The 21856-nt window shown below is 61.8% G+C and carries 20 protein-coding genes; 10 read left to right on the top strand and 10 right to left on the bottom strand.

Annotation, left to right across the window (positions count from 1 at the left end; translation table 11 throughout):
- Positions 1-85: 85 nt before the first annotated feature.
- On the top strand, positions 86-544 hold the full coding sequence (locus CAF76_RS05500) for an Rsd/AlgQ family anti-sigma factor (RefSeq protein ID WP_007951863.1): 459 nt from the start codon (positions 86-88) through the stop codon (positions 542-544).
- A 60-nt stretch (positions 545-604) separates the two neighbouring features.
- Here the strand turns inward: CAF76_RS05500 and CAF76_RS05495 are convergent, their stop codons facing one another.
- Positions 605-1270, bottom strand: a complete 666-nt coding sequence (locus CAF76_RS05495; protein WP_039765295.1) for an FKBP-type peptidyl-prolyl cis-trans isomerase — start codon at positions 1268-1270, stop codon at positions 605-607.
- A gap of 192 nt (positions 1271-1462) precedes the next feature.
- Here CAF76_RS05495 and CAF76_RS05485 point away from each other — a divergent pair, with 192 nt between their 5' ends.
- Positions 1463-2659, top strand: a complete 1197-nt coding sequence (locus CAF76_RS05485) for an AlgP family protein (protein WP_085647031.1) — start codon at positions 1463-1465, stop codon at positions 2657-2659.
- Here CAF76_RS05485 and CAF76_RS05480 read toward each other — a convergent pair.
- On the bottom strand, positions 2656-3117 hold the full coding sequence (locus CAF76_RS05480; protein ID WP_085647030.1) for a TIGR02444 family protein: 462 nt from the start codon (positions 3115-3117) through the stop codon (positions 2656-2658). The two genes, CAF76_RS05485 and CAF76_RS05480, sit on opposite strands and share 4 nt — an antisense overlap.
- A gap of 50 nt (positions 3118-3167) precedes the next feature.
- Between CAF76_RS05480 and CAF76_RS05475 the strand changes: the two genes are divergently transcribed.
- The 3 genes from CAF76_RS05475 (at position 3168) to CAF76_RS05465 (ending at position 6406) form a co-directional block, all read left to right on the top strand.
- The gene (locus tag CAF76_RS05475; protein ID WP_085612048.1) at positions 3168-5078 is read left to right on the top strand and encodes an ATP-binding cassette domain-containing protein; all 1911 of its coding nucleotides are present in this window, start codon (positions 3168-3170) and stop codon (positions 5076-5078) included.
- A complete protein-coding gene (locus CAF76_RS05470) occupies positions 5078-5659 on the top strand; it encodes a mechanosensitive ion channel family protein (RefSeq protein WP_039765304.1) in 582 nt (193 codons plus the stop codon). The genes CAF76_RS05475 and CAF76_RS05470 overlap by 1 nt, the downstream gene beginning before the upstream one ends.
- Positions 5660-5773: 114 nt before the next feature.
- Positions 5774-6406, top strand: a complete 633-nt coding sequence (locus CAF76_RS05465; protein WP_064600316.1) for a LysE family transporter — start codon at positions 5774-5776, stop codon at positions 6404-6406.
- Between the two features lie 61 nt (positions 6407-6467).
- Here CAF76_RS05465 and CAF76_RS05460 read toward each other — a convergent pair whose 3' ends face one another.
- From CAF76_RS05460 to CAF76_RS05440, 5 genes are all read right to left on the bottom strand, one after another.
- The gene (locus CAF76_RS05460) at positions 6468-7211 is read right to left on the bottom strand and encodes a hypothetical protein (protein WP_064600314.1); all 744 of its coding nucleotides are present in this window, start codon (positions 7209-7211) and stop codon (positions 6468-6470) included.
- A gap of 3 nt (positions 7212-7214) precedes the next feature.
- A complete protein-coding gene (gene lpoB / locus CAF76_RS05455; RefSeq protein WP_007951848.1) occupies positions 7215-7802 on the bottom strand; it encodes a penicillin-binding protein activator LpoB in 588 nt (195 codons plus the stop codon).
- A gap of 36 nt (positions 7803-7838) precedes the next feature.
- Entirely contained in the window at positions 7839-8213 is a 375-nt protein-coding gene (locus tag CAF76_RS05450) for a YcfL family protein (protein WP_011336502.1), read from the bottom strand.
- 15 nt (positions 8214-8228) lie between these two features.
- Positions 8229-9623 (bottom strand): COG3014 family protein, encoded by a 1395-nt coding sequence (locus tag CAF76_RS05445; RefSeq protein ID WP_085606055.1) that lies wholly within the window; start codon positions 9621-9623, stop codon positions 8229-8231.
- A 203-nt stretch (positions 9624-9826) separates the two neighbouring features.
- A complete protein-coding gene (locus CAF76_RS05440) occupies positions 9827-11200 on the bottom strand; it encodes a COG3014 family protein (RefSeq protein ID WP_085647029.1) in 1374 nt (457 codons plus the stop codon).
- 151 nt (positions 11201-11351) lie between these two features.
- On the opposite strand from CAF76_RS05440, the gene CAF76_RS05435 reads away from it, so the two are divergent.
- Together CAF76_RS05435 and CAF76_RS05430 are read left to right on the top strand one after the other, a co-directional pair.
- Complete coding sequence (locus tag CAF76_RS05435) at positions 11352-13247, top strand: FTR1 family protein (RefSeq protein ID WP_085647028.1); 1896 nt, start codon at positions 11352-11354, stop codon at positions 13245-13247.
- Positions 13248-13251: 4 nt separating this feature from the next.
- Positions 13252-13707: a YaiI/YqxD family protein gene (locus CAF76_RS05430; RefSeq protein ID WP_085647211.1), complete on the top strand. Its 456-nt coding sequence runs from the start codon at positions 13252-13254 to the stop codon at positions 13705-13707.
- A 130-nt stretch (positions 13708-13837) separates the two neighbouring features.
- Here CAF76_RS05430 and elbB read toward each other — a convergent pair whose 3' ends face one another.
- Complete coding sequence (gene elbB, locus CAF76_RS05425; protein WP_085647027.1) at positions 13838-14506, bottom strand: isoprenoid biosynthesis glyoxalase ElbB; 669 nt, start codon at positions 14504-14506, stop codon at positions 13838-13840.
- 115 nt (positions 14507-14621) lie between these two features.
- Here elbB and CAF76_RS05420 point away from each other — a divergent pair, with 115 nt between their 5' ends.
- On the top strand, positions 14622-15857 hold the full coding sequence (locus CAF76_RS05420) for a sterol desaturase family protein (RefSeq protein ID WP_085647026.1): 1236 nt from the start codon (positions 14622-14624) through the stop codon (positions 15855-15857).
- Here the strand turns inward: CAF76_RS05420 and CAF76_RS05415 are convergent.
- Positions 15838-16494 carry a DedA family protein gene (locus CAF76_RS05415; protein ID WP_064600303.1) on the bottom strand — a complete coding sequence of 219 codons (657 nt, stop codon included), beginning with the start codon at positions 16492-16494 and terminating at the stop codon, positions 15838-15840. The genes CAF76_RS05420 and CAF76_RS05415 overlap by 20 nt on opposite strands.
- A gap of 208 nt (positions 16495-16702) precedes the next feature.
- Between CAF76_RS05415 and hemB the strand changes: the two genes are divergently transcribed.
- Together hemB and ppk1 are read left to right on the top strand one after the other, a co-directional pair.
- Positions 16703-17716 (top strand): porphobilinogen synthase, encoded by a 1014-nt coding sequence (gene hemB / locus CAF76_RS05410; protein ID WP_085647025.1) that lies wholly within the window; start codon positions 16703-16705, stop codon positions 17714-17716.
- An 18-nt stretch (positions 17717-17734) separates the two neighbouring features.
- Complete coding sequence (gene ppk1 / locus CAF76_RS05405) at positions 17735-19960, top strand: polyphosphate kinase 1 (protein ID WP_064600299.1); 2226 nt, start codon at positions 17735-17737, stop codon at positions 19958-19960.
- A 267-nt stretch (positions 19961-20227) separates the two neighbouring features.
- Here the strand turns inward: ppk1 and ppx are convergent, their stop codons facing one another.
- The gene (ppx, locus tag CAF76_RS05400) at positions 20228-21730 is read right to left on the bottom strand and encodes an exopolyphosphatase (RefSeq protein WP_039765323.1); all 1503 of its coding nucleotides are present in this window, start codon (positions 21728-21730) and stop codon (positions 20228-20230) included.
- Positions 21731-21856: the final 126 nt, after the last annotated feature.

The raw sequence follows: 21856 nt of genomic DNA, 5'->3' as shown, positions 1-21856 counted from the left end.
TCTGCCTGGCCGCCTCTCAAAGCAATAGCCACAAGAAGGGGCGCGGGTGTAGGGCAGCATGACCCACAAGGGAAGAGAGATCACCATGCTCGAAAGTTGTCAGAATGCTCAGGAACGTTGGGGTGGAGTTCATCTGCTGATCGACCGCTGGCTGCAGGAGCGTGAGGAATTGATCGCTGCCTATGACAAGCTGGGCGCCAAACCTCAGGCGCTGTCCGAGGATCGAAAGCCTTTGCAGGAATTCTGCGGTGTGCTGGTCGATTACGTCTCGGCCGGGCACTTCGAGATCTACGAACAGCTGACGGGCGAGGCCAAGGCCTTCAACGACAAACGCGGCCTGGAACTGGCCGAGACGATCTATCCGCGGATCGATGTCATCACCGAAAAGCTGCTCGCGTTCAACGACCTTTGTGATGAAGGCAAATGCGTTGCGGAAAAATTCAAGGAGCTGGGCGGCCTGCTTCACGAGCGCTTCGAACTGGAAGACTGCCTGATCGAAGTGCTGCATACCGCACACAAGGAAGAGGATTCGGTTCAGGCCTGAATCGAACCTCGCAAGAACCAGAAACGGTGCGCCCATAGCGCACCGTTTTTTATTGGGCGATCAACTGGTCGCGCCGCGTAATTCCACTTCGAACACCAGTGGTGTGAATGGCGCGATCAAGTCGCCGGCACCGTCGGCGCCGTACGCTTGATCCGATGGAATCACCAGACGCCACTTCGCGCCGACCGGCATGTTCTGCAGCGCGGTGCGCCAGCCGGCGATCACGCTGTCGAGATTGAACCACTGCGGCTGGCTGTTCTGATCGAACACGGTGCCATCCGGCAGTCGGCCGATGTACAGCACCTGCACTTTTCCATCCGGGCCGGCCTTCGTGCCATTCCCCGGGGCAAGCTCGGTCAGCAGGATGCCGTCGGCCAGCTCCTTCACACCCGGTTTGGCTTTTTCGGCGGTGAGAAAACGTCGCTCGTTTTCCATCGCGGCTTCAGTCGAAGGCATCGCCGCCTGCTCGGCCGTCTGCGATTCGTGATCGGCGAGGATCTGCTCGATGCGTGCCTCGCTCAGTGCCAACGGCTTGCCTTGATAGGCCTGCTGCAGACCTTCGATCAACGCCTGGATCTGCAGCTGCGGCACTTCCTGACGCAGTCGTTCGCCGAGGCTGGCGCCGAGGCTGTAAGCCAGATCGTGGGCGTCATTCGCCGTCGTTTTTTCGTCGGCCTGAGCCACGGAAAAAATCATGCAGAGGGATAAAAAAAAGTAGCGCGACATGGGCACTCTCCATCCTGAATTGCGGTGGATTATGCCAGCGCGAACGTCTGCAACGGTGAACTGCTTTTGCCAATGCGCAGAAGTTTTTTGCAAGCCTGCAACCGAGTGCTTTCGATACTGTCAACATGCCCTAGCGGCGGTAGCAGCAGAGGTCTAGTATGAGCCGCACTCACGTCAGCCAGGAGGTAAACCATGTCGGCCACCAAGAAGCCTGTAAACACTCCGTTGCATTTACTCCAACAACTCTCGGGCAGCCTGCTCGAGCATCTGGAAAACGCTTGCTCCCAAGCCTTGGCTGATGCTGAAAAACTGCTCGCCAAACTGGAAAAGCAACGCGGCAAGGCACAAGAAAAGCTGCACAAATCCCGCACCAAGCTGCAGGACGCAGCAGCAGCCGGTAAAGCCAAGGCGCAGACCAAGGCCAAGGCTGCCGTGAAGGAACTCGAAGACCTGCTCGATGCGCTGAAGGAACGTCAGTCCGACACCCGCAGCTACATTCTGCAACTCAAGCGCGATGCCCAGGAAAGCCTGAAACTGGCCCAGGGTGTCGGTCGTGTTCAAGAAGCCGTCGGCAAGGCGCTGTCCCTGCGTTCGGCTAAACCTGCAGCGGCACCTGCGAAAAAAGCAGCCGCCAAACCTGCTGCAAAAGCACCGGCCAAGGCTCCTGCAAAAGCCCCTGCAAAAGCGCCAGTGAAAGCCACTGCAAAACCAGCCGCGAAGAAACCCGCAGCCGCCAGCGCTGCCAAACCTGCGGCCAAAACCACAGCAGCCAAACCAGCTGCCGCCAAGTCAGCTGCTGCAAAACCAGCCGCCAAACCTGCGGCGAGAACTGCTGCTGCGAAAGCGGCTCCAGCGAGAACTGCCGCTGCGAAACCTGCTGCCAAGCCAGCTGCCAAAGCAGCCGTTAAAGCCGCCGCTAAACCAGCTGCCAAAACAGCTGCTGCCAAGCCTGCGGCGAAAACCGCTGCCAAACCGGTTGCTGCCAAACCTGCGGCCAAAGCGGCAGCGAAACCAGCGGCCAAGCCTGCGGTAAAAGCTGCGGCCAAACCCGCTGCAAAACCCGCTGCAAAACCAGCGGCCAAACCGGCTGTCGCCGCCAAGCCTGCAACGACCGCCGCCAAGCCAGCGACCGCTGCTAAACCGGCCGCCAAGCCAGCAGCGAAACCTGCTGCAAAACCTGCGGTGAAAAAACCTGCCGCTGCCAAGCCTGCTGCCGCGAAACCCGCTGCAGCAAAACCGGCCACTGCACCTGCTGCCAAACCTGCCGCACCGGCAACTCCGGCTGCGACCGCTGCACCTGCACCCGCCGCCACTACCTCGACCACCGCAACCACGCCATCGTCGGCGCCGGTGTCGAGCGTCGCCAGCAACCCGTCCAGCGCTTCCTAAGCGCCGGTCGCCGCGACGCGCAGCACTTGCAGCGCGTCGCGGTTCAGGTTGGCCGCAGGGCCGGCCAGCACTTGCAGCCAGTCACTCGATTCCTTTGAATGACGCTTCCAGCCTTGCGCGGCGCCTTCCAGTCGCGACAGCAGAGCACGTTCCGCTTCCAGTTCCAGTCCCTTGATCTGCTCGCGCATCCCCTTGAGCACCGGATCGGTTTCGGCCAGCGCTTTCCACTGCATGCGCAATGTGCGCAACGGTTGCACCACCTCCCGGTCCCAAGGCTCTGTCAGTTCAAGAAGTTGCCGGGCTCGCACCTCGTTGCAGGTGGCATCGCGTTGTTCCAGCCATAAACCGCACAGCATCAGGCACACGTTGGCCCCCGCCGATTGCAGGCGCAGGCAGGCATCCTCCACGCCGGGACGGGCGTAGACGGCAAGGGAAAAGCTCCACAGGTCAGAGGACATCGTGCTACTCGCGCCAGTTGCGGGGGAAGCTGGTAGACTCCGCCGCCATTATGATCCGACTTCAGAACCTGACTTTACAGCGTGGCCCGCAACGTCTGCTAGAAGACGCCGAGCTGACCCTGCACGCCGGCCACAAAGCCGGCCTCATCGGTGCCAACGGCGCCGGCAAATCCAGTCTGTTCGCCTTGCTCCGCGGTGAGTTGCACCCGGACTCGGGCGACTGCCTGCTGCCGGCCGACTGGCGTATCGCCCACATGCGCCAGGAGGTCGACACGCTCGAGCGCCTGGCGGTCGACTATGTGCTCGACGGTGACCTGCGCCTGCGCGAAGTGCAGCGCGAGCTCGCGGCAGCCGAAGAGGCCCACGACGGCACCGCGCTGGCCCGCCTGCACGCCGAGCTCGACAGCGCCGACGGCTACACCGCCGATGCGCGGGCGCGCAAGTTGCTCGCCGGCCTCGGTTTCACCAACGAGCAGATGGATCGTCAGGTAGGAGATTTCTCCGGTGGCTGGCGGATGCGTCTGAACCTTGCGCAGGCTTTGATGTGCCCATCGGACCTGTTGCTGCTCGACGAGCCGACCAACCACTTGGACCTCGACGCCATCATCTGGCTCGAAGAGTGGCTGAAAAGTTACCCCGGCACCTTGCTGCTGATTTCCCACGACCGCGATTTCCTCGATGAAGTCGTCGATCACGTGGCCCACGTCGATCAGCGCAAGCTGACGCTCTACCGTGGCGGCTACACCGCGTTCGAACGCGCCCGTGCCGAGCGTCTGGCCCAGCAGCAACAGGCCTACGAGAAGCAGCAGGCGCAGCGTGCGCACATGGAAAGCTACATCGCCCGGTTCAAGGCCCAGGCCACCAAGGCCCGTCAGGCCCAGAGCCGGATCAAGGCGCTGGAGCGCATGGAAGAGCTGTCGGCGGCCCACGTCGATTCGCCGTTCGACTTCGTGTTCCGCGAGTCGACCAAGATCTCCAGCCCGCTGATCGACCTGTCCGATGCGCGCCTGGGTTACGGCGAGAAAACCGTGCTGGAGAAGGTCAAGCTGCAACTGACCCCCGGCGCGCGGATCGGCTTGCTCGGCCCCAACGGCGCGGGCAAGTCGACCCTGATCAAGAACCTTGCCGGCGAACTCGAACCACTGGCCGGGCGCCTGACTCGCGGCGAGAACACCGTGGTCGGTTACTTCGCCCAGCATCAACTCGACTCGCTGGATTCCAAGGCCAGCCCGTTGCTGCACTTGCAGCGTCTGGCGCCGACCGAGCGCGAGCAGACCCTGCGCGATTTCCTTGGTGGTTTCGACTTCCGTGGCGCACGGATCGACGAGCCGGTGCTGAATTTCTCCGGTGGCGAAAAGGCTCGTCTGGCTTTGGCGCTGATCGCATGGGAACGGCCGAACCTGCTGCTGCTCGACGAACCGACCAACCACCTCGACCTGGAAATGCGCCTGGCGCTGACCATGGCGTTGCAGGAATTCAGCGGCGCGGTGTTGGTGGTTTCCCACGATCGGCATCTGCTCAAGAGCACCACCGACAACTTCTTCCTGGTCGCGGACGGCAAGGTCGAAGAGTTCGATGGCGACCTTGAGGACTACGCCCGTTGGCTGGTCGAGTACCGTCAGCGCAACGCCCCGGTCAGCAACACACCGGTCAACCCGGACAAGACCGACAAGAAGGCCCAGCGTCAGGCTGCCGCTGCGTTGCGTCAGCAACTGGCGCCGCACAAGCGCGAGGCTGACAAGCTCGAAGCCGAGCTCGGCAAGCTGCACGAGAAACTGGCGAAGGTCGATGCCAGCCTCGGCGACAGCGACCTCTACGAGCCGGCGCGCAAGAACGAACTGCGTGACCTGCTGGCCGAACAGGCCAAGTTGAAAGTCCGCGAAGGCGAGCTTGAAGAAGCATGGATGCAAGCGCTGGAGACGCTGGAAAGCATGCAGGCGGAGCTGGAGGCGTTGTCTTGATGGAAGCTTTCAAACTTCCATTGCCGGCGATGTGGGCCGAGCCGATCTGGCTCGGCGTGCAGATTCTGCTGATCCTGCTGGCCGGCTACTTCGCCCAGCGCGTCGTCGCCCGATTCCTGACTCGCCTGGGCGAGAAGTATCCGTTCCCGCCGCAGTTGCTGATGCCGCTGCGCGGCGGTCTGCGCTGGCTGATCATGGGCAGTGCGCTGATCTTTGTGCTGGAGCGTCTCGGGGTGTCGGCCACGGTGCTCTGGACCGCGCTGTCGGGCTTCGTCGCGGTGGCGGCGGTGGCGTTCTTTGCCATGTGGAGCGTGCTGTCGAACCTGCTCTGCGCGATTCTTATCTTCACCGTTGGCCCGTTCCGTCTTGGCGATGTGGTCGAGTTGGTCGATACCACCGACAAACCCGGCGTCAAAGGCCGGGTGGTGGCGATCAATCTGCTCTACACCACGCTGATCGAAGCCGAAGAACTCGGCACCGGCAGCGCCATGGTGCAGGTGCCCAACAGCCTGTTCTTCCAGCGTTCGGTGCGCCGCTGGCGCGGCACTGATGTGTTCCCTTCCAGCGGTTTCGAAAAGTGATCGGACGCCGGCTACATTGGTCGGCGCCCGCAACATCCTGCAAAAAATCGGTAGTCATCCAGCCAATTCCGCATTAGCTTTGAGGATTGTCACGAGTCCGAGTCGAGGTGTGCGATGGAGCTTCAAACATGGCTGGCGTTTTTTGCCGCCTGCTGGGTGATCAGTCTTTCTCCGGGTGCCGGCGCCATTGCGTCGATGTCCAGCGGTCTGCAATACGGTTTCTGGCGCGGTTACTGGAACGCCCTGGGCCTGCAGATCGGCCTGGCTGTGCAGATTGCCATCGTCGGCGCCGGTGTCGGCGCGATCCTCACCGCTTCGGCCACTGCGTTCCACGCGATCAAATGGTTCGGTGTCGCGTATCTGGTTTATCTGGCAATCAAGCAGTGGCGCGCACTGCCGATGGACATGAGTGACGACGCGGCGGTCCGGCCGATCGGCAAGCCGCTGGCGCTGGTGTTCCGTGGCTTTCTGGTGAACATCAGCAACCCCAAGGCCCTGGTGTTCATGCTCGCGGTGCTGCCGCAGTTCATCAATCCGCATGCGCCGCTGCTGATCCAGTACGTGGTGATCGGCGTGACCATGATCGCGGTCGACCTGATCGTCATGGCCGGCTACACCGGTCTGGCGTCGAAGGTGTTGCGCCTGTTGCGTACACCGACCCAGCAGCGACGCATGAACCGCACGTTTGCCGGGCTGTTCATTGGTGCTGCGGCGTTCATGGCGACATTGCGCAAAGCGGCCGCATAAAGCGTGCAGCCACAAAAAAAGGCGACCTGAGAAGGTCGCCTTTTTCGTTTCCGGCAGTCGGTCAGTGAAGAATCACTGGCGCCGTATCACGCGGCAGATTGTTGCGCTGCTGCGGTTCGCGCGGCTGCTCGTAACCGCCACCGCCGAGTTGCATGCTCAGCTGCCCGGCCACGTCTTCGCCCAGCGCCTTCGACACGTCACGCACCACCCGTGGGCGGTTCAGCGAGATCTTGATGTCGCGGTGGTTCACCAGTTTGGTGTCCTGCGCTTCGCCCATCGCCGTGAAGGCCGAGGTGATTTCGAAGGTCTTGGTGTTGATCAGGCTGAAATCGGCCACCAGCGTCAGGCCCAGCACGGCGGAATAGCTGTCGGTGTTCGCCAGCTCGTTTACGTCCTGGGTGAAGTCGATGTCCGACACCGTGCCGAACAGCACGTAGTCGGCACCCTTGAAGTTGCCGGCCTTGATCCGCTTGATCACGTCGTAGACGTCACCCTTGGACGACGCCGTGTACGGCGTGCCCTGCACCAGCTGGAACATGCCGGTGCGCAGGATTTCACCCTTGATGTCGCCGGTGAACTTGCGCAGCTCGGTCTGTTCGATGTAGCTGGTGGTGGCTTCGAGCTCGTTGTAGCTCGAAGAACCGCTGGAACTGTAGTAGCCCTCGCGGTAATTGTTCTGGGCCGAAACGATGTGGATGTATTGCTCCACACGTTCCTGATACGCCAGATCCGTCACCGCGACTTTCGGGGCCGCCTGCACGCTGAACGCGCAAGCCAGGGCCATCATGCCAATCCATGTGCGCATCGATTAACGCTCCGTGGTTTTGCGGATCTCTTTCTCGTCCATCCACTCGGCCAGACCGCTTTCAACGTCGATCAGTTGCAGGCTGAATTTGTAGAAGACGTCCTTGTAGTCGCTACTGCGCTTGACGATCGAGCTGATCGAACCTTCAAGACGGTATTTGGCGGCGATCATGTTGCCGGTCTTGGCCACGGTGCTTTTCTTGTACAGGCCGCTCTGGTTTTGCAGCTTGAGCTGGTCGACCTGGCTCTGCATCGCGGTGTTGTCGCTGGCGAAACGGGCAGTGCCGGACTTCATCAGCTGGGTCTTGATGCTGGTGGTGATTTCGCGGGTGTCGATGTATTCGCTGGTCTTGTTCTTCACGTCGTAGACCTGCACCACAGGGCGACCCTGCAGAATGCCGGACTGGGCCAGAGAACGGGTCATCGACTCGGCGATCATCTGCAGATCGGTCGAACCGAACTCGTTGGTCACGGTTTCAACGGCCTTGGTGTCGCCGTAGCTGATGTTCTTGCTGCCCAGGGTCGGCGAAGTGTTGGCGCAACCGCTGGCCAGCAGGGCGAGGACGGCGATGAAGGAAAAGCGTGCAAACATGGGAGTGCTCTCTGAATCGGGAATAGGGTGTCGGGCTTAAGGCGTCTTGAGTTCCAGACGGAAGTCCACGGCTTTGGGCGTCGGGGCGATGCCCTGGATGAAGCTGGTCTGGGCGCCGTACATCATCTGGCTTTTCCATACTTCTTCTTCGGCGATCGGGAAACCTTCCGGCCCGAGCCAGGCGAAGCGGTAGTAGAACGTCTTGTTGCTGTTGAGGGTGTTGCTCAACTGCACGTTGACGGTCATGAAGCCGTTTTCGCGGGCCACGCGCATCGCGCCGACCACGATGTGTTTCTGCGGGCCCATGGCCACGACCTTGCTCGCGGCACTGCCCGGCTCCGGTGGTGGCGGGGTGGCGCAGCCGCTCGCCAGCAGGGCGAGGGCAGCGACGGCGATGAGTTTGAAGCGCATGCAAAGACTCCGTTCTTAAGGTTGTTTGAGGCTGGCCACGGCGGTAGCGCCAGCGCTCGGGGTGACGTGGGCGGCGAGGCCTGCGGCGAACACCTGATTGCCGACGGCGCGCAGGGTGATCACCTGGTAACGCTGGTCGACGGTGACCTTGACCTGAGAGCCACCGACGGCGCTCGGCAGAGTGACCTGGTGCTCGCCCTTTTTCAGGCGCAGACGGACCACTTGTGTGGTGTCCGGCAGGGTGCGCCACGTACGGGTATCGGCACCTTCGAGCACAGCTGAAGAAATACCCACCGCCAGACCCGCCAGCGGGTTGGTTTCGTTGATCTTCTTCTGCGCCACACCTTTGGTGATCGCGCGCACGGTGGTGCGCAGGATGATCCCCGGCATGTCATCGCGCAGGGCACGGCGGGACATCGCGGTGGTGCTGTTCAGCGCGGTCAGGTCGACCTGTTGGCCATCGACACCGATCTGCGCGAACGTTGCGGTGGAGGTGTCGGGCTTGATGATCGGGAACGACAGCGGAGTAATCACTACGTTGTTGGAGATTGGCAGCGGCAACGGCACGCGGATCGAATCGCGGGCCGGCGCCAGACCGCTTTGCACCACGATCAGAATGTCGCTGTCATCGCTCTTGACCGGTTTGTCGAGGTTGACCAACGCCTGCTCCAGCAGCGGCGTATTCGGGCGCAGTTCGGCAGCCTTGCGATAGCCCGGCGCAGCGAGGTCTTTTTCGCCCAGAGCTTCATAGACGAAACCGGCCAGGTAATGGCTGAACGCACTCTGGTAGCTGTTTTTCAGGCCGACCACTTCCGGCGCGTCGAGGCTGGCCACCGGGTAGCCCTGCAAATCCTTGTATTCGGTCTTGATGCCTTCCTTCTCGGCTTCCTCTTCGCTCTTGAGGTATTCCTTGTCGCGCAGGTCGGCGATCACCGCTTCACGTTCGTGAGTCTTCTTGATCGCGGTGCGGGCGCCGTCGAAGTCGTTGACCGCCAGCAGGTTCAGGGCCATCTGCGTAGTCAGCATGACTTTTTCGTAGTCGTAGCCTTCGTAGCGGCGCACCTTGTCGTTGACCAGGAAACTGCCGAACTGGGCCAGGTACTTGTCGGTGTCGAGTTTGACCGAGTCTTCCCACTTGCCCACCACCTGGTCGGCGCTGGTCCAGGCATTCTGGCTGCCGGACAGATCGCCCTTGGCGCGCAGCAGTTCACCTTTCTCGAAGTAATAGAGCAGGTCTTTGTCCGGGCCGGTGTTGTTCTTTTCCAGCAGGGTCAGGGCGGCGTCGACGTTGCCGGTGGCCAGTTGCTGGTTGGTCTGGGCCAGTTCGGAATCGTAGTTGCGAAACGCCGAACAGCCGGACAGCAGGGTGACAGCGCTGAGCGCAATCAGAGTGGGAGCGCGGAATGCCATGGGGTTACTTCTTCCATGAGTAGCGACAGCCTCGGGTGCGGGTCGGGCTGCTGGGACCGATCGGCAGTGGCACTGGCCTCCTGCCAATTCCTCATAAAAAGAGGAGCTTTAATGCCGCAACGCGATAGCGCGGGCGCGGCATTATAAGCGGGCGATGCTGGCTATGTAATAGCTTTTTAATTGCACTGATTGGTTGGGTGCCATTACTTATCCGGCAGTCTGGCATTGCCGATTACGTTGGCGACATCTCTCAGAACTCGCAGGTTGACCAATTGGTGATCGCGATCGATGCGCAGGGTGACCGATGACGCTCCGGGTGCATTGGGCGCATTGAATTGGTGATCGCCTTTCTTCAGTCGGATGCGCGCCACCAATGTCTTGTCGGGGAGCGTGCGCCACGTTCGGGTGTCGGCCTCCTCAAAGGGGTCGTGCTCGGTGACGACCAGCGAGGCCTTGGCCGGATTGCGTTCGTTTTCCTGAGCCTGCGAGATGGCGGCCATGTTGGCGCGGAACATTGCCCGGGAAATGATCGCTGGCATGTCATCGCGCAGCGTACGAAACGCCATGTCGGTGACGCTGTTGATCACGGTCAGCGGGCGTTTGCGGCCATCCACCAGGATGTGGTCGAACGCTGGTGTGACGGTGTCCGGCACCAGGATGGGAAACGAGATCGGCGCAGTAATGACCAGATTTTCATTGAGCCGCACCGGGATCGGCACTGTTACCGAGCTGCGGGCCGGCGCCAGACCGCTCTGGACGACGATCAGAACATCGCTTTCATCATCCTTGGCCGGTGGCTGGTCGAGATTGCGCAGCGCCTGTTCGAGGAAGGGCGTGTTCGGGCGCAACTCGATTGCCTGGCGATAACCCGGTGCGGCCAGATCCCGTTCATCCAGCGCTTCATAGGTGAACCCGGCCAGGTAATGGCTGAAAGCACTCTGGTAGCCGTTCTTCAGTTCGATAACCGCTGGCGCGTCCAGGGTGGTGACGGGATAGCCCCGCAGATCCTTGTATTGCACGACGATGCCTTGAGCTTTGGCCTGTTCCTCGAGCTCTTCATACTGGCGCTCCCGCTGCCGGGCGATCAGTGCTTCACGTTCGTGGGTCTTCTTGATGTCTGCCCGGGCGCCGTCGAAATCGCTTTCGCCCAATTGGTTGAGGGCCATCTGTGTGGTCAGCATGACTTTTTCGTAGTCATAGCCTTCGTAGCGGCTGAGCTTGTCGTTGACCAGCAGGGTGCCCATTTCATAGGCAAACCGGTTGAGCAGCTTCATGGGGGCGGAAGGCACGGCTTCTTCGCGCTGGAACACCATCCGGTCTGCGCTGCGCCAGGCTTTCTGGCTCTGCGGGCGGGCGTTGGCGAAGCTGAGAATCGAACCCTTCTCGAAGTAGTAGAGCAGGTCCTTGTCGTCCCACGGGTTGTGCCACTCCAGCACATCCAGGGCACCCTGATAGTCGCCGAGCATCAGCCGGTCGTTGGTTTGCTGCATTTCCAGGTCGTAATTGCGGTAAGCCGCGCAGCCGCTCAGTTGCAGGATCGTGCTGATTAATACCGGGAGTAGCAGGCGTTGGCGCATGGAGTGCAGCTCTTCCTGGAGCAGAGAGGCGAAAGGTGAAGGATTATAGGGGTGGGCAGTGGCCATGTGCCGGGGATTGGAGAGAAAGCTTGAGGGAATCGCGCTCGAAGTGAACAATATGTAACTTCGCATTTCCACTTGAGACTCATTCATGACTGCCGCGTCCCGATTTCTGGCCTGGCTGGTGTTCCCGCTGTGCGCCCTGAGCAGCTTCAATCTGCTGGCCGACACCGTGGAAGGCGCGCCACAAGCGTTGCACCTGCTTGATTACATCAGCGCCGATTACCCGCCGACGGTAGCGGCAGGCAAGGTCATTGACGATGGCGAATACCGTGAGCAACTGGAATTCACCCAGGTGCTGCAAGGGCTGATCGCCGACCTGCCGGCCAAACCGGAGAAAGCGGCGCTGGAACAGGGCGTCAGCGCCTTGCACGCCGCGATCACGGCGAAACAGGACGGTGCGGACGTGGCCCGTCAGGCCCGACAACTGGGGGCGAAACTGGCGGTGGCTTATGAAGTCAGCCAGGCCCCGATCATCACGCCTGATCCGACCCGTGGTGCGCCGCTCTACGCGCAAAACTGCTCGGTGTGCCACGGCGACGCGGGTGCCGGCGACGGCCCGGCAGGTCTCGGTATGACGCCGGCGCCGGCCAATCTGCGCGATGCTGCGCGGATGGATCACCTGAGCCTGTATGCGATCTACAGCACCCTCGGCCAGGGCGTCGAAGGCACTGACATGCCAGCCTTTGCCGATCAACTGGACGACCGTCAGCGCTGGGATCTGGCGACCTATATCGCGCAGTTCAGCGCCGATCCGGCCACGGCCAAAGCCGACAAGACCTACAACATTGCCGATCTGGCCCGCCAGACCCCGGCCGAGGTGCAGGCTGCCGAGGGCGCTGAAGCCGCCGCGATCTTCCGTGCGCAACGGGCGCAGCCGCCGCAGGTCAAGCGCGGCCCGGCGCAGTTGCTCGACTACACCGCCGCGACCCTGGACAAGAGCCTGGCGGCGTACCGTGCCGGTGAACACGATCAGGCTTACGACCTGTCGGTGGCGGCGTATCTGGAAGGCTTCGAACTGGTCGAAAGCTCGCTGGACAACGTCGACGCCAACGTGCGCAAGGACACCGAAAAGTCCCTGATGGCCTATCGGCAATCGCTGCAGGACGGCTTGCCGGTGGAGCAGGCCGAACAGCGTCTCGATGCGGCCAAGGCCAAACTCAAGGAGTCTGCCGGCCTGTTGGGCAGCGATGGATTGAGCTGGTCGCTGAGCTACATCTCCGGTCTGCTGATTCTGCTGCGCGAAGGTCTGGAAGCGATTCTGGTGCTGGCGGCGATCCTCGCGTTCCTGCGCAACACCGGCCAGCAATCGGCGGTGCGCAGCGTCAACGTCGGCTGGGGGCTGGCATTGCTGGCCGGTCTCGGGACCTGGGCGCTGGCGGCGTACGTGATCGATGTCAGCGGCTCCCAGCGTGAACTGCTCGAGGGCGCCACGGCGCTGTTCGCCAGCGTCATGGTGTTGTGGCTCGGGGTGTGGATGCACGACCGCCGGCACGCGGCAGCCTGGCAGGACTACATCAAGCAGAGTCTGGTTGGCGGAGGCGGGCGTTTCGGTTTCGCGATCCTGGCGTTCTTCTCGGTGTACCGCGAGCTGTTCGAAGTGATCCTGTTCTACGAAACCCTGTGGCTGCAGGCCGGTCCTGCCGGGCACAACGCGGTGTTGGCGGGCGGTGCGACGGCGCTGGTGCTGCTGTTCGGTCTGGCGTGGGTGATCCTGCGCGGTTCGGCGAAACTGCCGCTGGCGCTGTTCTTCAGCATCAACGCCGCGCTGCTCTGCGCGTTGTCGGTGGTGTTCGCCGGTCATGGCGTGAAGGCGCTGCAGGAAGCCGGGATCTTTGGCACCCGGCCGGTGGCGTTCTTCGATTTCGACTGGCTGGGGATTCATGCCGACGCCTATTCGCTGACGGCGCAGGCCGTGGCGATCGCGGCGATCATCGTGCTGTATGGCCGCAGTTGGGTGGCTGAAAAGCGCCGCATGGCGGCTTGAGATGATGCGCGTATGGATCGATGCCGACGCCTGCCCGAAGATGGCCAAGGAGTTGGTGGTGAAGTTCGCCCTCAAACGCCGCTTCGAAGTGGTGCTGGTGGCGGGGCAGCCGCAGAGCAAGCCGGCGCTGGCGATCGTCAAGCTGATCGTGGTGCCGAGCGGCCCGGATGCGGCGGATGATTATCTGGTGGAGCATGCGGTGCCGGGTGAACTGGTGATCTGCAGCGACATTCCACTGGCCGACCGGCTGGTGAAGAAGGGCGTTGCAGCGCTGGACCCGCGCGGCAAGGAGTTCGACGCGCAGAACATGGGTGAGCGGCTGGCGACACGCAACCTGTTCACCGACCTGCGTGAGCAAGGCCAGGTCACTGGCGGCCCGGCGCCGTTCGGTGACCGCGAGAAGCAGGCGTTTGCCAATGCGCTGGACCGGATCCTCACCAAGCTCGCCCGCAAAACCTGAACATTACACAAATCCTCTGTGGGAGCGGGCTTGCTCGCGAAGGCGGTGTGTCATTCAACGAATAGTTGTCTGACCTGACGTCTTCGCGAGCAAGCCCGCTCCCACATTGGGTGTGTATTCGACCAAGAGATCAGGCGTCGTTTTCGTGGGTCAGCTCTAGCACCCGATCCACCAGCTTGTTGATCCCCGAAGCCGCCTCACTGATCGACTGCGCCAGCATGTAAGCCGGAGTGGTTACCAGTTTGCGCGCCTTGTCTTCGATGATGTCGGTTACCGCGCAGTCTTCGTGGGTGGCGCCCATCTTGTTCATGGCGGCGGCCGTGTCGGCGTCGTTGCCGATGGTGCAGGTCACGCCCGGGCCGTAGATCTTCGCGGCCAGCGCCGGCGAAATGCAGATCAGGCCCACCGGTTTGCCCGCTTCGGCAAAGGCTTCGGCCAGCGCCAGTACTTGCGGCTGCACGGTGCAGCCGGCACCTTCGATGGCGAAGTTCGACAGGTTCTTCGCCGCACCGAAACCGCCTGGCACGATCAGCGCATCGAAGTCCTCGACATCGGCCTCACGCAGATCCTTGACGTTGCCCCGGGCGATGCGAGCCGATTCCACCAGCACGTTGCGCGACTCGGGCATTTCTTCGCCGGTCAGGTGATTGATCACATGCAATTGCGCGATGTTGGGGGCGAAACACTGCACCTGGGCGCCGCGCTGGTCGAGGCGCAACAGGGTGATGACGCTTTCGTAGATCTCGGCGCCGTCGTAAACGCCGCAACCGGACAGGATCACTGCAACTTTTTTGCTCATGGGTTTCTCTCCAGATTCATGGCGCTAAATGTCCTCTAATTTGTCGTTCGTTGCCATAGGATCAAGCCGCGGCTACACCTAGGATCTGAGCTACAGATTCCGACCAGGGCGCGTCATGAACTTCATCCTGTATGCGGTACCGTTTTTCTTCGTGTTGATTGCGGCGGAGCTCATCGCCGACCGCTGGCGCGGGGTGAGCAACTATCGCCTGGCCGATGCGGTGAACAGCATCAGCACCGGTGTGTTGTCGACCACCACCGGCCTGTTGACCAAGGGCGTGGGCCTGGTGACCTATGCGTTTGCCCTGGAGCATCTGGCGCTGGTCAGGTTGTCTGCGGACAGCGTCTGGGTCTGGGTGTTTGCTTTTGTCTTTTATGACTTCTGCTATTACTGGCTGCATCGCATGGGCCATGAACGGAACATTCTCTGGGCGGCGCATTCGGTGCATCACCAGAGCGAGGACTACAACCTTTCCACGGCCTTGCGCCAGACCAGCACCGGGTTTCTGCTGAGTTGGATCTTTTACCTGCCGATGGCCGTGCTCGGGGTGCCGCTGCTGGTGTTCGTCAGCGTTGCGGCGCTGAATCTGCTGTATCAGTTCTGGGTCCATACCCGGCACATTCCCAAGCTCGGCTGGTTCGAGTGGTGCTTCGTCACGCCGTCCAACCATCGGGCCCACCATGCACAGAACGCTCTCTACATGGATCGCAACTACGGCGGGGTGTTCATTATTTGGGACCGACTGTTCGGCTCCTTCCAGGAGGAGGACGACAACGAGCCGGTGATTTTCGGCGTGACCACGCCGCTGGCGAGCTGGAATCCGTTGTGGGCCAACCTGCAGTTTTACGCGCAGCTATGGGATGACGCGCGCCGGGCGGAACGCGTGTGGGACAAGATCAGGATCTGGTTCATGCGCACCGGCTGGCGTCCGGCGGACGTCGCGGCGAAGTACCCGATGAACAAGCCGGACCTGAGTCAGTTCCGCAAATTCGAAGTGCCGCTGGACAGTCGTCAGCAGTGGTACGTGGGGTTGCAGTTTGGCGCCTATGTGGCGCTGGGCAGTTATCTGATGAATCTGGAACACAGTCTGCCCACCGGAGCATTGCTGCTCGGCTGGGGCGCGGTGGCGTTCGGTTTGTTCGTGTTGGGCGTAGCCCTGGAGAATCGCCCGTGGGCGGGCAAGCTGGAAGTGTTGCGGCTGGCTTCGAACCTGCCGCTGGTGTGGCTGGCGCCGCTGGTCGGACTCTGGCCGGCCAGCCCGGGGATATGGGTCGGCCTGCTCAGTTACAGCCTGCTCAGCGGCATCGGGCTGTATTGCTGTCGCCAGCGACTTACTCGGCTGGCGTCTTAGGGTCGGCAGCCTTGGCCATTTCGGCTTTGTGCCGTTCGGCCTTGGCCAGCAGCTCGGCCTGTTCTTGCTCGTAAACCTTTTTCGCCAGCCGGGCATTCTTGAACCGGCGGCGCAGCCATAGGCCCAGGCCGAGCACCAGCAGAGCGCCTAGCACCCACAACTCATACTTCTTGATGCTGCCGAGCATGCCTTCGAGCACGGCACCGAAGTGGTAAGCAGCGGCGGCCAGGGCGGTGGCCCAGATCGCGGCGCCGATACCGTTGAGCAGCAGATAACGTCCCGGCGGATAGCCCGAGAGGCCGATTGCCACCGGCATCACCGTGCGCAGTCCGTACACGAAGCGAAAGCTCAGGACCCAGATGTCCGGGTGCTTGCGGATGTGTTCCAGCGCGCGGTCGCCCATCATCTGCCAGCGCGGTTTGCGCGCCAGCAGCTTGCGCCCGTGCTTGCGGCCCAGGAAGTACCACAGCTGATCGCCGGCATAGCTGCCGAAGAACGCCACGACCACCACCAGTTTGATGTCCATGTATTCACGGAACGCGAGGAAGCCCGCGAGCACCAGGATGGTTTCGCCTTCGAAGAACGTGCCGAGAAACAGGGCAAAGTAGCCGAAGTCATGCAGAAATTGTTGGAGCATTGTCTGGGTGCTGGCGAAATGAACGCGCAGCCTAACCCTTCGGACACATTCAGGAAAGTGTCGAAATGTGTCTCGACGTGAACATTTCCTACACGGACAATGGAAAGCGACTACCTGTCGCAGGGGTGCACATAACTGTCATACGACCGTCATAATGGCCATCTATAACTGTCACGCTCGCCCGTTTGCGCGGGCTCAGGAGTCTGCCGTGAGCTTTACCCCAGCCAACCGTCTGTTCCCTGCCACCCGCCTGCGTCGCAATCGCCGTGATGATTTTTCCCGGCGGCTGGTGCGTGAGAATGTGCTGACGGTCGATGACCTGATCCTGCCGGTGTTCGTCCTCGACGGTGAAAACCGCCGCGAAGCCGTGGCCTCGATGCCGGGTGTCGAGCGCCTGACCATCGACCTGCTGCTTGAAGAAGCCGCCGCATGGGTCAAGCTGGGGATTCCGGCGCTGGCGCTGTTCCCGGTCACCCCGCCTGAACTCAAATCCCTCGATGCCGCCGAAGCCTGGAATCCCGAAGGTATCGCGCAGCGCGCTACTCGCGCCCTGCGTGACCGGTTCCCGGAACTGGGCGTTATCACTGACGTCGCCCTCGACCCGTTCACCACTCACGGTCAGGACGGCATTCTCGATGAAGAAGGCTACGTGCAGAACGACATCACCGTCGATGCACTGGTCAAGCAAGCCTTGTCCCATGCTGCTGCGGGCGCCCAGGTGGTTGCCCCGTCGGACATGATGGACGGCCGCATCCAGGCCATCCGCGAAGCGCTGGAGCTGGCCGGTCACGTCAACGTGCGGATCATGGCCTACTCGGCCAAGTACGCCAGTGCCTATTACGGCCCGTTCCGCGATGCGGTGGGTTCGGCCGCGAACCTGGGCAAGGCGAACAAGGCCTCCTATCAGATGGACCCGGCCAACAGCGATGAAGCGCTGCACGAAGTGGGCGCGGACTTGTCTGAAGGCGCGGACATGGTCATGGTCAAACCCGGCATGCCGTACCTGGACATTTTGTTCCGGGTAAAAGATGCCTTCAAAGTGCCGACCTTCGTCTATCAGGTCAGCGGCGAATACGCCATGCACATGGCGGCGATCCAGAATGGCTGGTTGAGCGAAGGCGTGATCCTCGAATCCCTGACCGCCTTTAAACGTGCCGGCGCTGATGGCATCCTGACTTACTTTGCTGTCCGTGCCGCTCAATTGTTACGAGAGCAGAAATAGCCCTCCCAGGAACATTCGATGAATACCGAAGGACTCACTGAAGTTGCCGTAAAAGAAGCTCAACCCGTGGTCGAGCAGATTACCGAAACCCCGCCGGAACTGGAGCCTGCGCCACCCGCGCCGGCAACCGAGCCTGCCGCGGCGGTTCCGGCGATCGCGATTCCCGGCCTGGATGACAGCAGCCTGTACATCCACCGTGAATTGTCGCAACTGCAGTTCAACATCCGCGTGCTGGAACAGGCGCTGGACGAGTCCTACCCGTTGCTGGAGCGGCTGAAGTTCCTGCTGATCTTCTCCAGCAACCTCGACGAATTCTTCGAAATCCGCGTCGCCGGCCTCAAGAAACAGATCACCTTCGCCCGTGAACAGGCCGGCGCCGATGGCCTGCAACCGCACCAGGCCCTGGCCCGGATCAGCGAGCTGGTGCACGGTCACGTAGATCGCCAGTACGCGATCCTCAACGACATCCTGCTCCCAGAGCTGGAAAAGCATCAGGTGCGTTTCATCCGTCGTCGCCACTGGACGACCAAGATCAAAACCTGGGTCCGCCGCTATTTCCGCGACGAGATCGCGCCGATCATCACTCCGATCGGCCTCGACCCGACGCACCCGTTCCCGTTGCTGGTGAACAAGAGCCTGAACTTCATCGTCGAGCTCGAAGGTATCGACGCCTTCGGTCGCGATTCCGGTCTGGCGATCATCCCGGCACCGCGCCTGTTGCCGCGAATCATCAAGGTGCCGGAAGAAGTCGGCGGCCCTGGCGACAACTATGTGTTCCTGTCGTCGATGATCCACGCCCACGCCGATGACCTGTTCCAGGGCATGAAGGTAAAAGGCTGCTACCAGTTCCGCCTGACCCGAAACGCTGACCTGGCGCTTGACTCCGAAGACGTCGAAGACCTGGCCCGCGCGCTGCGTGGCGAGCTGTTTTCGCGTCGATACGGTGACGCCGTGCGCCTGGAAGTCGCCGACACCTGCCCGAAACACCTGTCGGACTACCTGCTCAAGCAGTTCAACCTGAGCGAGACCGAGCTGTATCAGGTCAACGGTCCGGTGAACCTGACGCGTCTGTTCAGCATCACCGGCCTGGACAGCCATCCGGAGCTGCAATACACGCCGTTCACGCCGCAGATCCCGAAACTGCTGCAAAACAGCGAGAACATTTTCAGCGTGATCAGCAAGCAGGACATCCTGCTGTTGCACCCGTTCGAGTCGTTCACCCCGGTGGTCGACCTGCTGCGCCAGGCCGCCAAGGACCCGCACGTTCTGGCCGTGCGCCAGACTCTGTACCGCTCCGGCGCCAACTCGGAAATCGTCGATGCGCTGGTGGACGCCGCGCGTAACGGCAAGGAAGTGACGGCGGTCATCGAGCTGCGAGCGCGCTTCGACGAAGAGTCCAACCTGCAACTGGCCAGCCGTCTGCAAGCGGCGGGTGCGGTGGTGATCTACGGTGTGGTCGGCTTCAAGACCCACGCCAAGATGATGCTGATCCTGCGCCGCGAGGCCGGTGAGATCGTGCGTTACGCGCACCTCGGCACCGGTAACTACCACGCCGGCAACGCCCGTCTGTACACCGACTACAGCCTGCTGACCTCCGACGACGCCTTGTGCGAAGACGTCGGCAAACTGTTCAGTCAGTTGATCGGCATGGGCAAGACGCTGCGCATGAAGAAGCTGCTGCATGCGCCGTTCACTCTGAAGAAGGGCATGCTCGACATGATCACCCGCGAGACGCAATTCGCGCTCGACGGTAAACCGGCGCACATCATCGCCAAGTTCAACTCGCTGACCGATCCGAAGATCATTCGCGCGCTGTACAAGGCCAGCCAGTCCGGCGTGCGCATCGATCTGGTGGTGCGCGGCATGTGCTGCCTGCGTCCGGGCATCGCCGGGGTTTCGCACAACATCCACGTGCGCTCGATCATCGGTCGCTTCCTTGAGCACACCCGAGTGTTCTACTTCCTCAACGGTGGCGAGGAACAGATGTTCCTGTCCAGCGCCGACTGGATGGAGCGCAACCTCGACAAGCGCGTCGAGACCTGCTTCCCGGTGGAAGGCAAGAAGCTGCTGACCCGGGTCAAGAAAGAACTGGAGCTGTACCTGACCGACAACACCCACAGCTGGAGCCTGCAATCGGACGGTCGCTACATCCGCAACACGCCGACCGGCAACCAGAACCCGCGTAGTGCGCAGGCGACGTTGCTGGAGCGATTGGGCAGTCCGATTCTGCCGGTGAGCAGCTGAGAGCTTAAAAGCACCCCCTCACCCTAACCCTCTCCCAGAGGGAGAGGGGACTGATCGAGTTGGATGCTCGAGGTACATCGACCTGAAATATCGAGTCGAACTCAGGTCTTGAAAAGCATGAAGATCGGCTCCCTTTCCCCCCCTCGCCCCCTTGGGGGAGAGGGTTGGGGTGAGGGGGATCGATCGTAAGCACACCACCTGAATCCAGCCGAGCACCCAATAAAAAGGCGATCCCGAAGGATCGCCTTTTTTGTGCCCGCCCGTTACTCAATGTACGGTCAGGACAATCCCCACCCGCGTCAGCCATTCGGCCTCAAGCCCGAAATCCGCCTGGGTCAGCTGATTTTCATCCAGCCAGTTCTCCGGGAATTCCACGTCGAGGTGGTTGCCATTTGCATGCAGCGTCACTTGCGGCATCGCCTGGGTGCCACGGATGTGGTGGAACAGGATGGCGAAACGCAGCAGCACGCACAGGCGGATCAGCTTGTCGCCGTCGTCGCCGAACTCGGCGAACTTGTCCTTGGGGATGTTGCGACGGTGGCCGCGCACCAGCAGGGCGAGCATTTGCTGGTCTTCGCGGGAGAACCCGGCGAGGTCCGAGTGTTCGATCAGGTAGGCGCCGTGCTTGTGGTAGTGATAGTGCGCGATGTCGAGCCCGACTTCGTGCACTTTCGCCGCCCAGCCCAGCAGTTCGCGCCAGATGCCGTCGTCCAGCTCCCAATCCACGGCCACTTGATCGAAGGCGTGCAAGGCTTTGCGCTCGACCCGTGCGGCCTGTTCCTGATCGACGTGGTAGCGCTCCATCAGCGAGGTCAGGGTGCGTTCGCGCACGTCTTCGTGGTGATGGCGGCCGAGCAGGTCGTAGAGCACGCCTTCACGCAGCGCGCCTTCGCAGTGATCCATGCGTTGCAGTTCGAGGGCGTCGAAGATCGCTTCGAGAATCGCCAGGCCAGCCGGGAAGATCGCCCGGCGATCCGGCTTGATGCCTTCGAAATCGATCTTGTCGACATCGCCGAGCTTGAACAGACGGCGCTTGAGCCACGCCAAGCCTTCGGCATTCACTTCGCCGGTGCCGTGCCCGCCGGCCTTGAGCGCCAGGCCGATGGCGCGGATGGTGCCCGAGGAGCCGATGGCTTCATCCCAGGTCAGGCGATGCAGGGCGTGTTCGATGCTCATGATTTCCAGGCGCGCCGCCGTGTAGGCCTGGGCGTAGCGGGCCGGGGTGATCTTGCCGTCCTTGAAATAGCGCTGGGTGAAACTCACGCAGCCCATTTGCAGGCTTTCGCGCAGCAGCGGTTCGAAACGCTGGCCGATGATGAATTCGGTACTGCCGCCGCCGATGTCGGCGACCAGACGTTTGCCCGGGGTGTCGGCGAGGGTGTGGGACACGCCGAGGTAGATCAGGCGGGCCTCTTCACGGCCGGAGATGACTTCCACCGGATGGCCGAGGATTTCTTCGGCGCGGCGGATGAATTCGCCACGGTTGCGCGCCTCACGCAGGGCGTTGGTGCCGACGATCCGCACGGCGCCCAGTGGCATGCCGTTGATCAGTTGGGCAAAGCGCTTGAGGCAGTCGAGCCCGCGCTGCATGGATTCTTCGTTGAGCTGACGCTCATCGTCGATGCCGGCGGCCAGCTGAACCTTTTCTCCGAGCCGTTCGAGAATACGGATTTCGCCGTTCTGGGCCTTGGCCACGACCATATGGAAGCTGTTGGAGCCCAAGTCGATCGCGGCGATCAGGGACAGATTCTTGGCTTGGGATTGCGGCATGGTCTGGGGGTCTCGGTCGATAACCCCGACATCGTGCCACGATCAAACGCTGCCGCCAACGCGCATGGTTCAAACCCTTGATTCAGCGCATAAAGTCTCAAGACCGCGGCGCGGCCGTTCGCGGGC

Origin of the sequence: Pseudomonas sp. B40(2017), assembly GCF_002112855.1 — a bacterium.
Lineage (GTDB): Bacteria > Pseudomonadota > Gammaproteobacteria > Pseudomonadales > Pseudomonadaceae > Aquipseudomonas > Aquipseudomonas pharyngis.
This window is presented reverse-complemented; position numbering and strand designations above follow the sequence as displayed.

What these genes read in the sequence shown, in the direction of transcription:
- CAF76_RS05500 (WP_007951863.1), top strand. Translation starts at nt 86, where the DNA reads ATGCTCGAAAGTTGTCAGAATGCTCAGGAACGTTGGGGTGGAGTTCAT.
- CAF76_RS05495 (WP_039765295.1), bottom strand. Translation starts at nt 1,270, where the DNA reads ATGTCGCGCTACTTTTTTTTATCCCTCTGCATGATTTTTTCCGTGGCT.
- CAF76_RS05485 (WP_085647031.1), top strand. Translation starts at nt 1,463, where the DNA reads ATGTCGGCCACCAAGAAGCCTGTAAACACTCCGTTGCATTTACTCCAA.
- CAF76_RS05480 (WP_085647030.1), bottom strand. Translation starts at nt 3,117, where the DNA reads ATGTCCTCTGACCTGTGGAGCTTTTCCCTTGCCGTCTACGCCCGTCCC.
- CAF76_RS05475 (WP_085612048.1), top strand. Translation starts at nt 3,168, where the DNA reads ATGATCCGACTTCAGAACCTGACTTTACAGCGTGGCCCGCAACGTCTG.
- CAF76_RS05470 (WP_039765304.1), top strand. Translation starts at nt 5,078, where the DNA reads ATGGAAGCTTTCAAACTTCCATTGCCGGCGATGTGGGCCGAGCCGATC.
- CAF76_RS05465 (WP_064600316.1), top strand. Translation starts at nt 5,774, where the DNA reads ATGGAGCTTCAAACATGGCTGGCGTTTTTTGCCGCCTGCTGGGTGATC.
- CAF76_RS05460 (WP_064600314.1), bottom strand. Translation starts at nt 7,211, where the DNA reads ATGCGCACATGGATTGGCATGATGGCCCTGGCTTGCGCGTTCAGCGTG.
- lpoB (WP_007951848.1), bottom strand. Translation starts at nt 7,802, where the DNA reads ATGTTTGCACGCTTTTCCTTCATCGCCGTCCTCGCCCTGCTGGCCAGC.
- CAF76_RS05450 (WP_011336502.1), bottom strand. Translation starts at nt 8,213, where the DNA reads ATGCGCTTCAAACTCATCGCCGTCGCTGCCCTCGCCCTGCTGGCGAGC.
- CAF76_RS05445 (WP_085606055.1), bottom strand. Translation starts at nt 9,623, where the DNA reads ATGGCATTCCGCGCTCCCACTCTGATTGCGCTCAGCGCTGTCACCCTG.
- CAF76_RS05440 (WP_085647029.1), bottom strand. Translation starts at nt 11,200, where the DNA reads ATGCGCCAACGCCTGCTACTCCCGGTATTAATCAGCACGATCCTGCAA.
- CAF76_RS05435 (WP_085647028.1), top strand. Translation starts at nt 11,352, where the DNA reads ATGACTGCCGCGTCCCGATTTCTGGCCTGGCTGGTGTTCCCGCTGTGC.
- CAF76_RS05430 (WP_085647211.1), top strand. Translation starts at nt 13,252, where the DNA reads ATGCGCGTATGGATCGATGCCGACGCCTGCCCGAAGATGGCCAAGGAG.
- elbB (WP_085647027.1), bottom strand. Translation starts at nt 14,506, where the DNA reads ATGAGCAAAAAAGTTGCAGTGATCCTGTCCGGTTGCGGCGTTTACGAC.
- CAF76_RS05420 (WP_085647026.1), top strand. Translation starts at nt 14,622, where the DNA reads ATGAACTTCATCCTGTATGCGGTACCGTTTTTCTTCGTGTTGATTGCG.
- CAF76_RS05415 (WP_064600303.1), bottom strand. Translation starts at nt 16,494, where the DNA reads ATGCTCCAACAATTTCTGCATGACTTCGGCTACTTTGCCCTGTTTCTC.
- ppk1 (WP_064600299.1), top strand. Translation starts at nt 17,735, where the DNA reads ATGAATACCGAAGGACTCACTGAAGTTGCCGTAAAAGAAGCTCAACCC.
- ppx (WP_039765323.1), bottom strand. Translation starts at nt 21,730, where the DNA reads ATGCCGCAATCCCAAGCCAAGAATCTGTCCCTGATCGCCGCGATCGAC.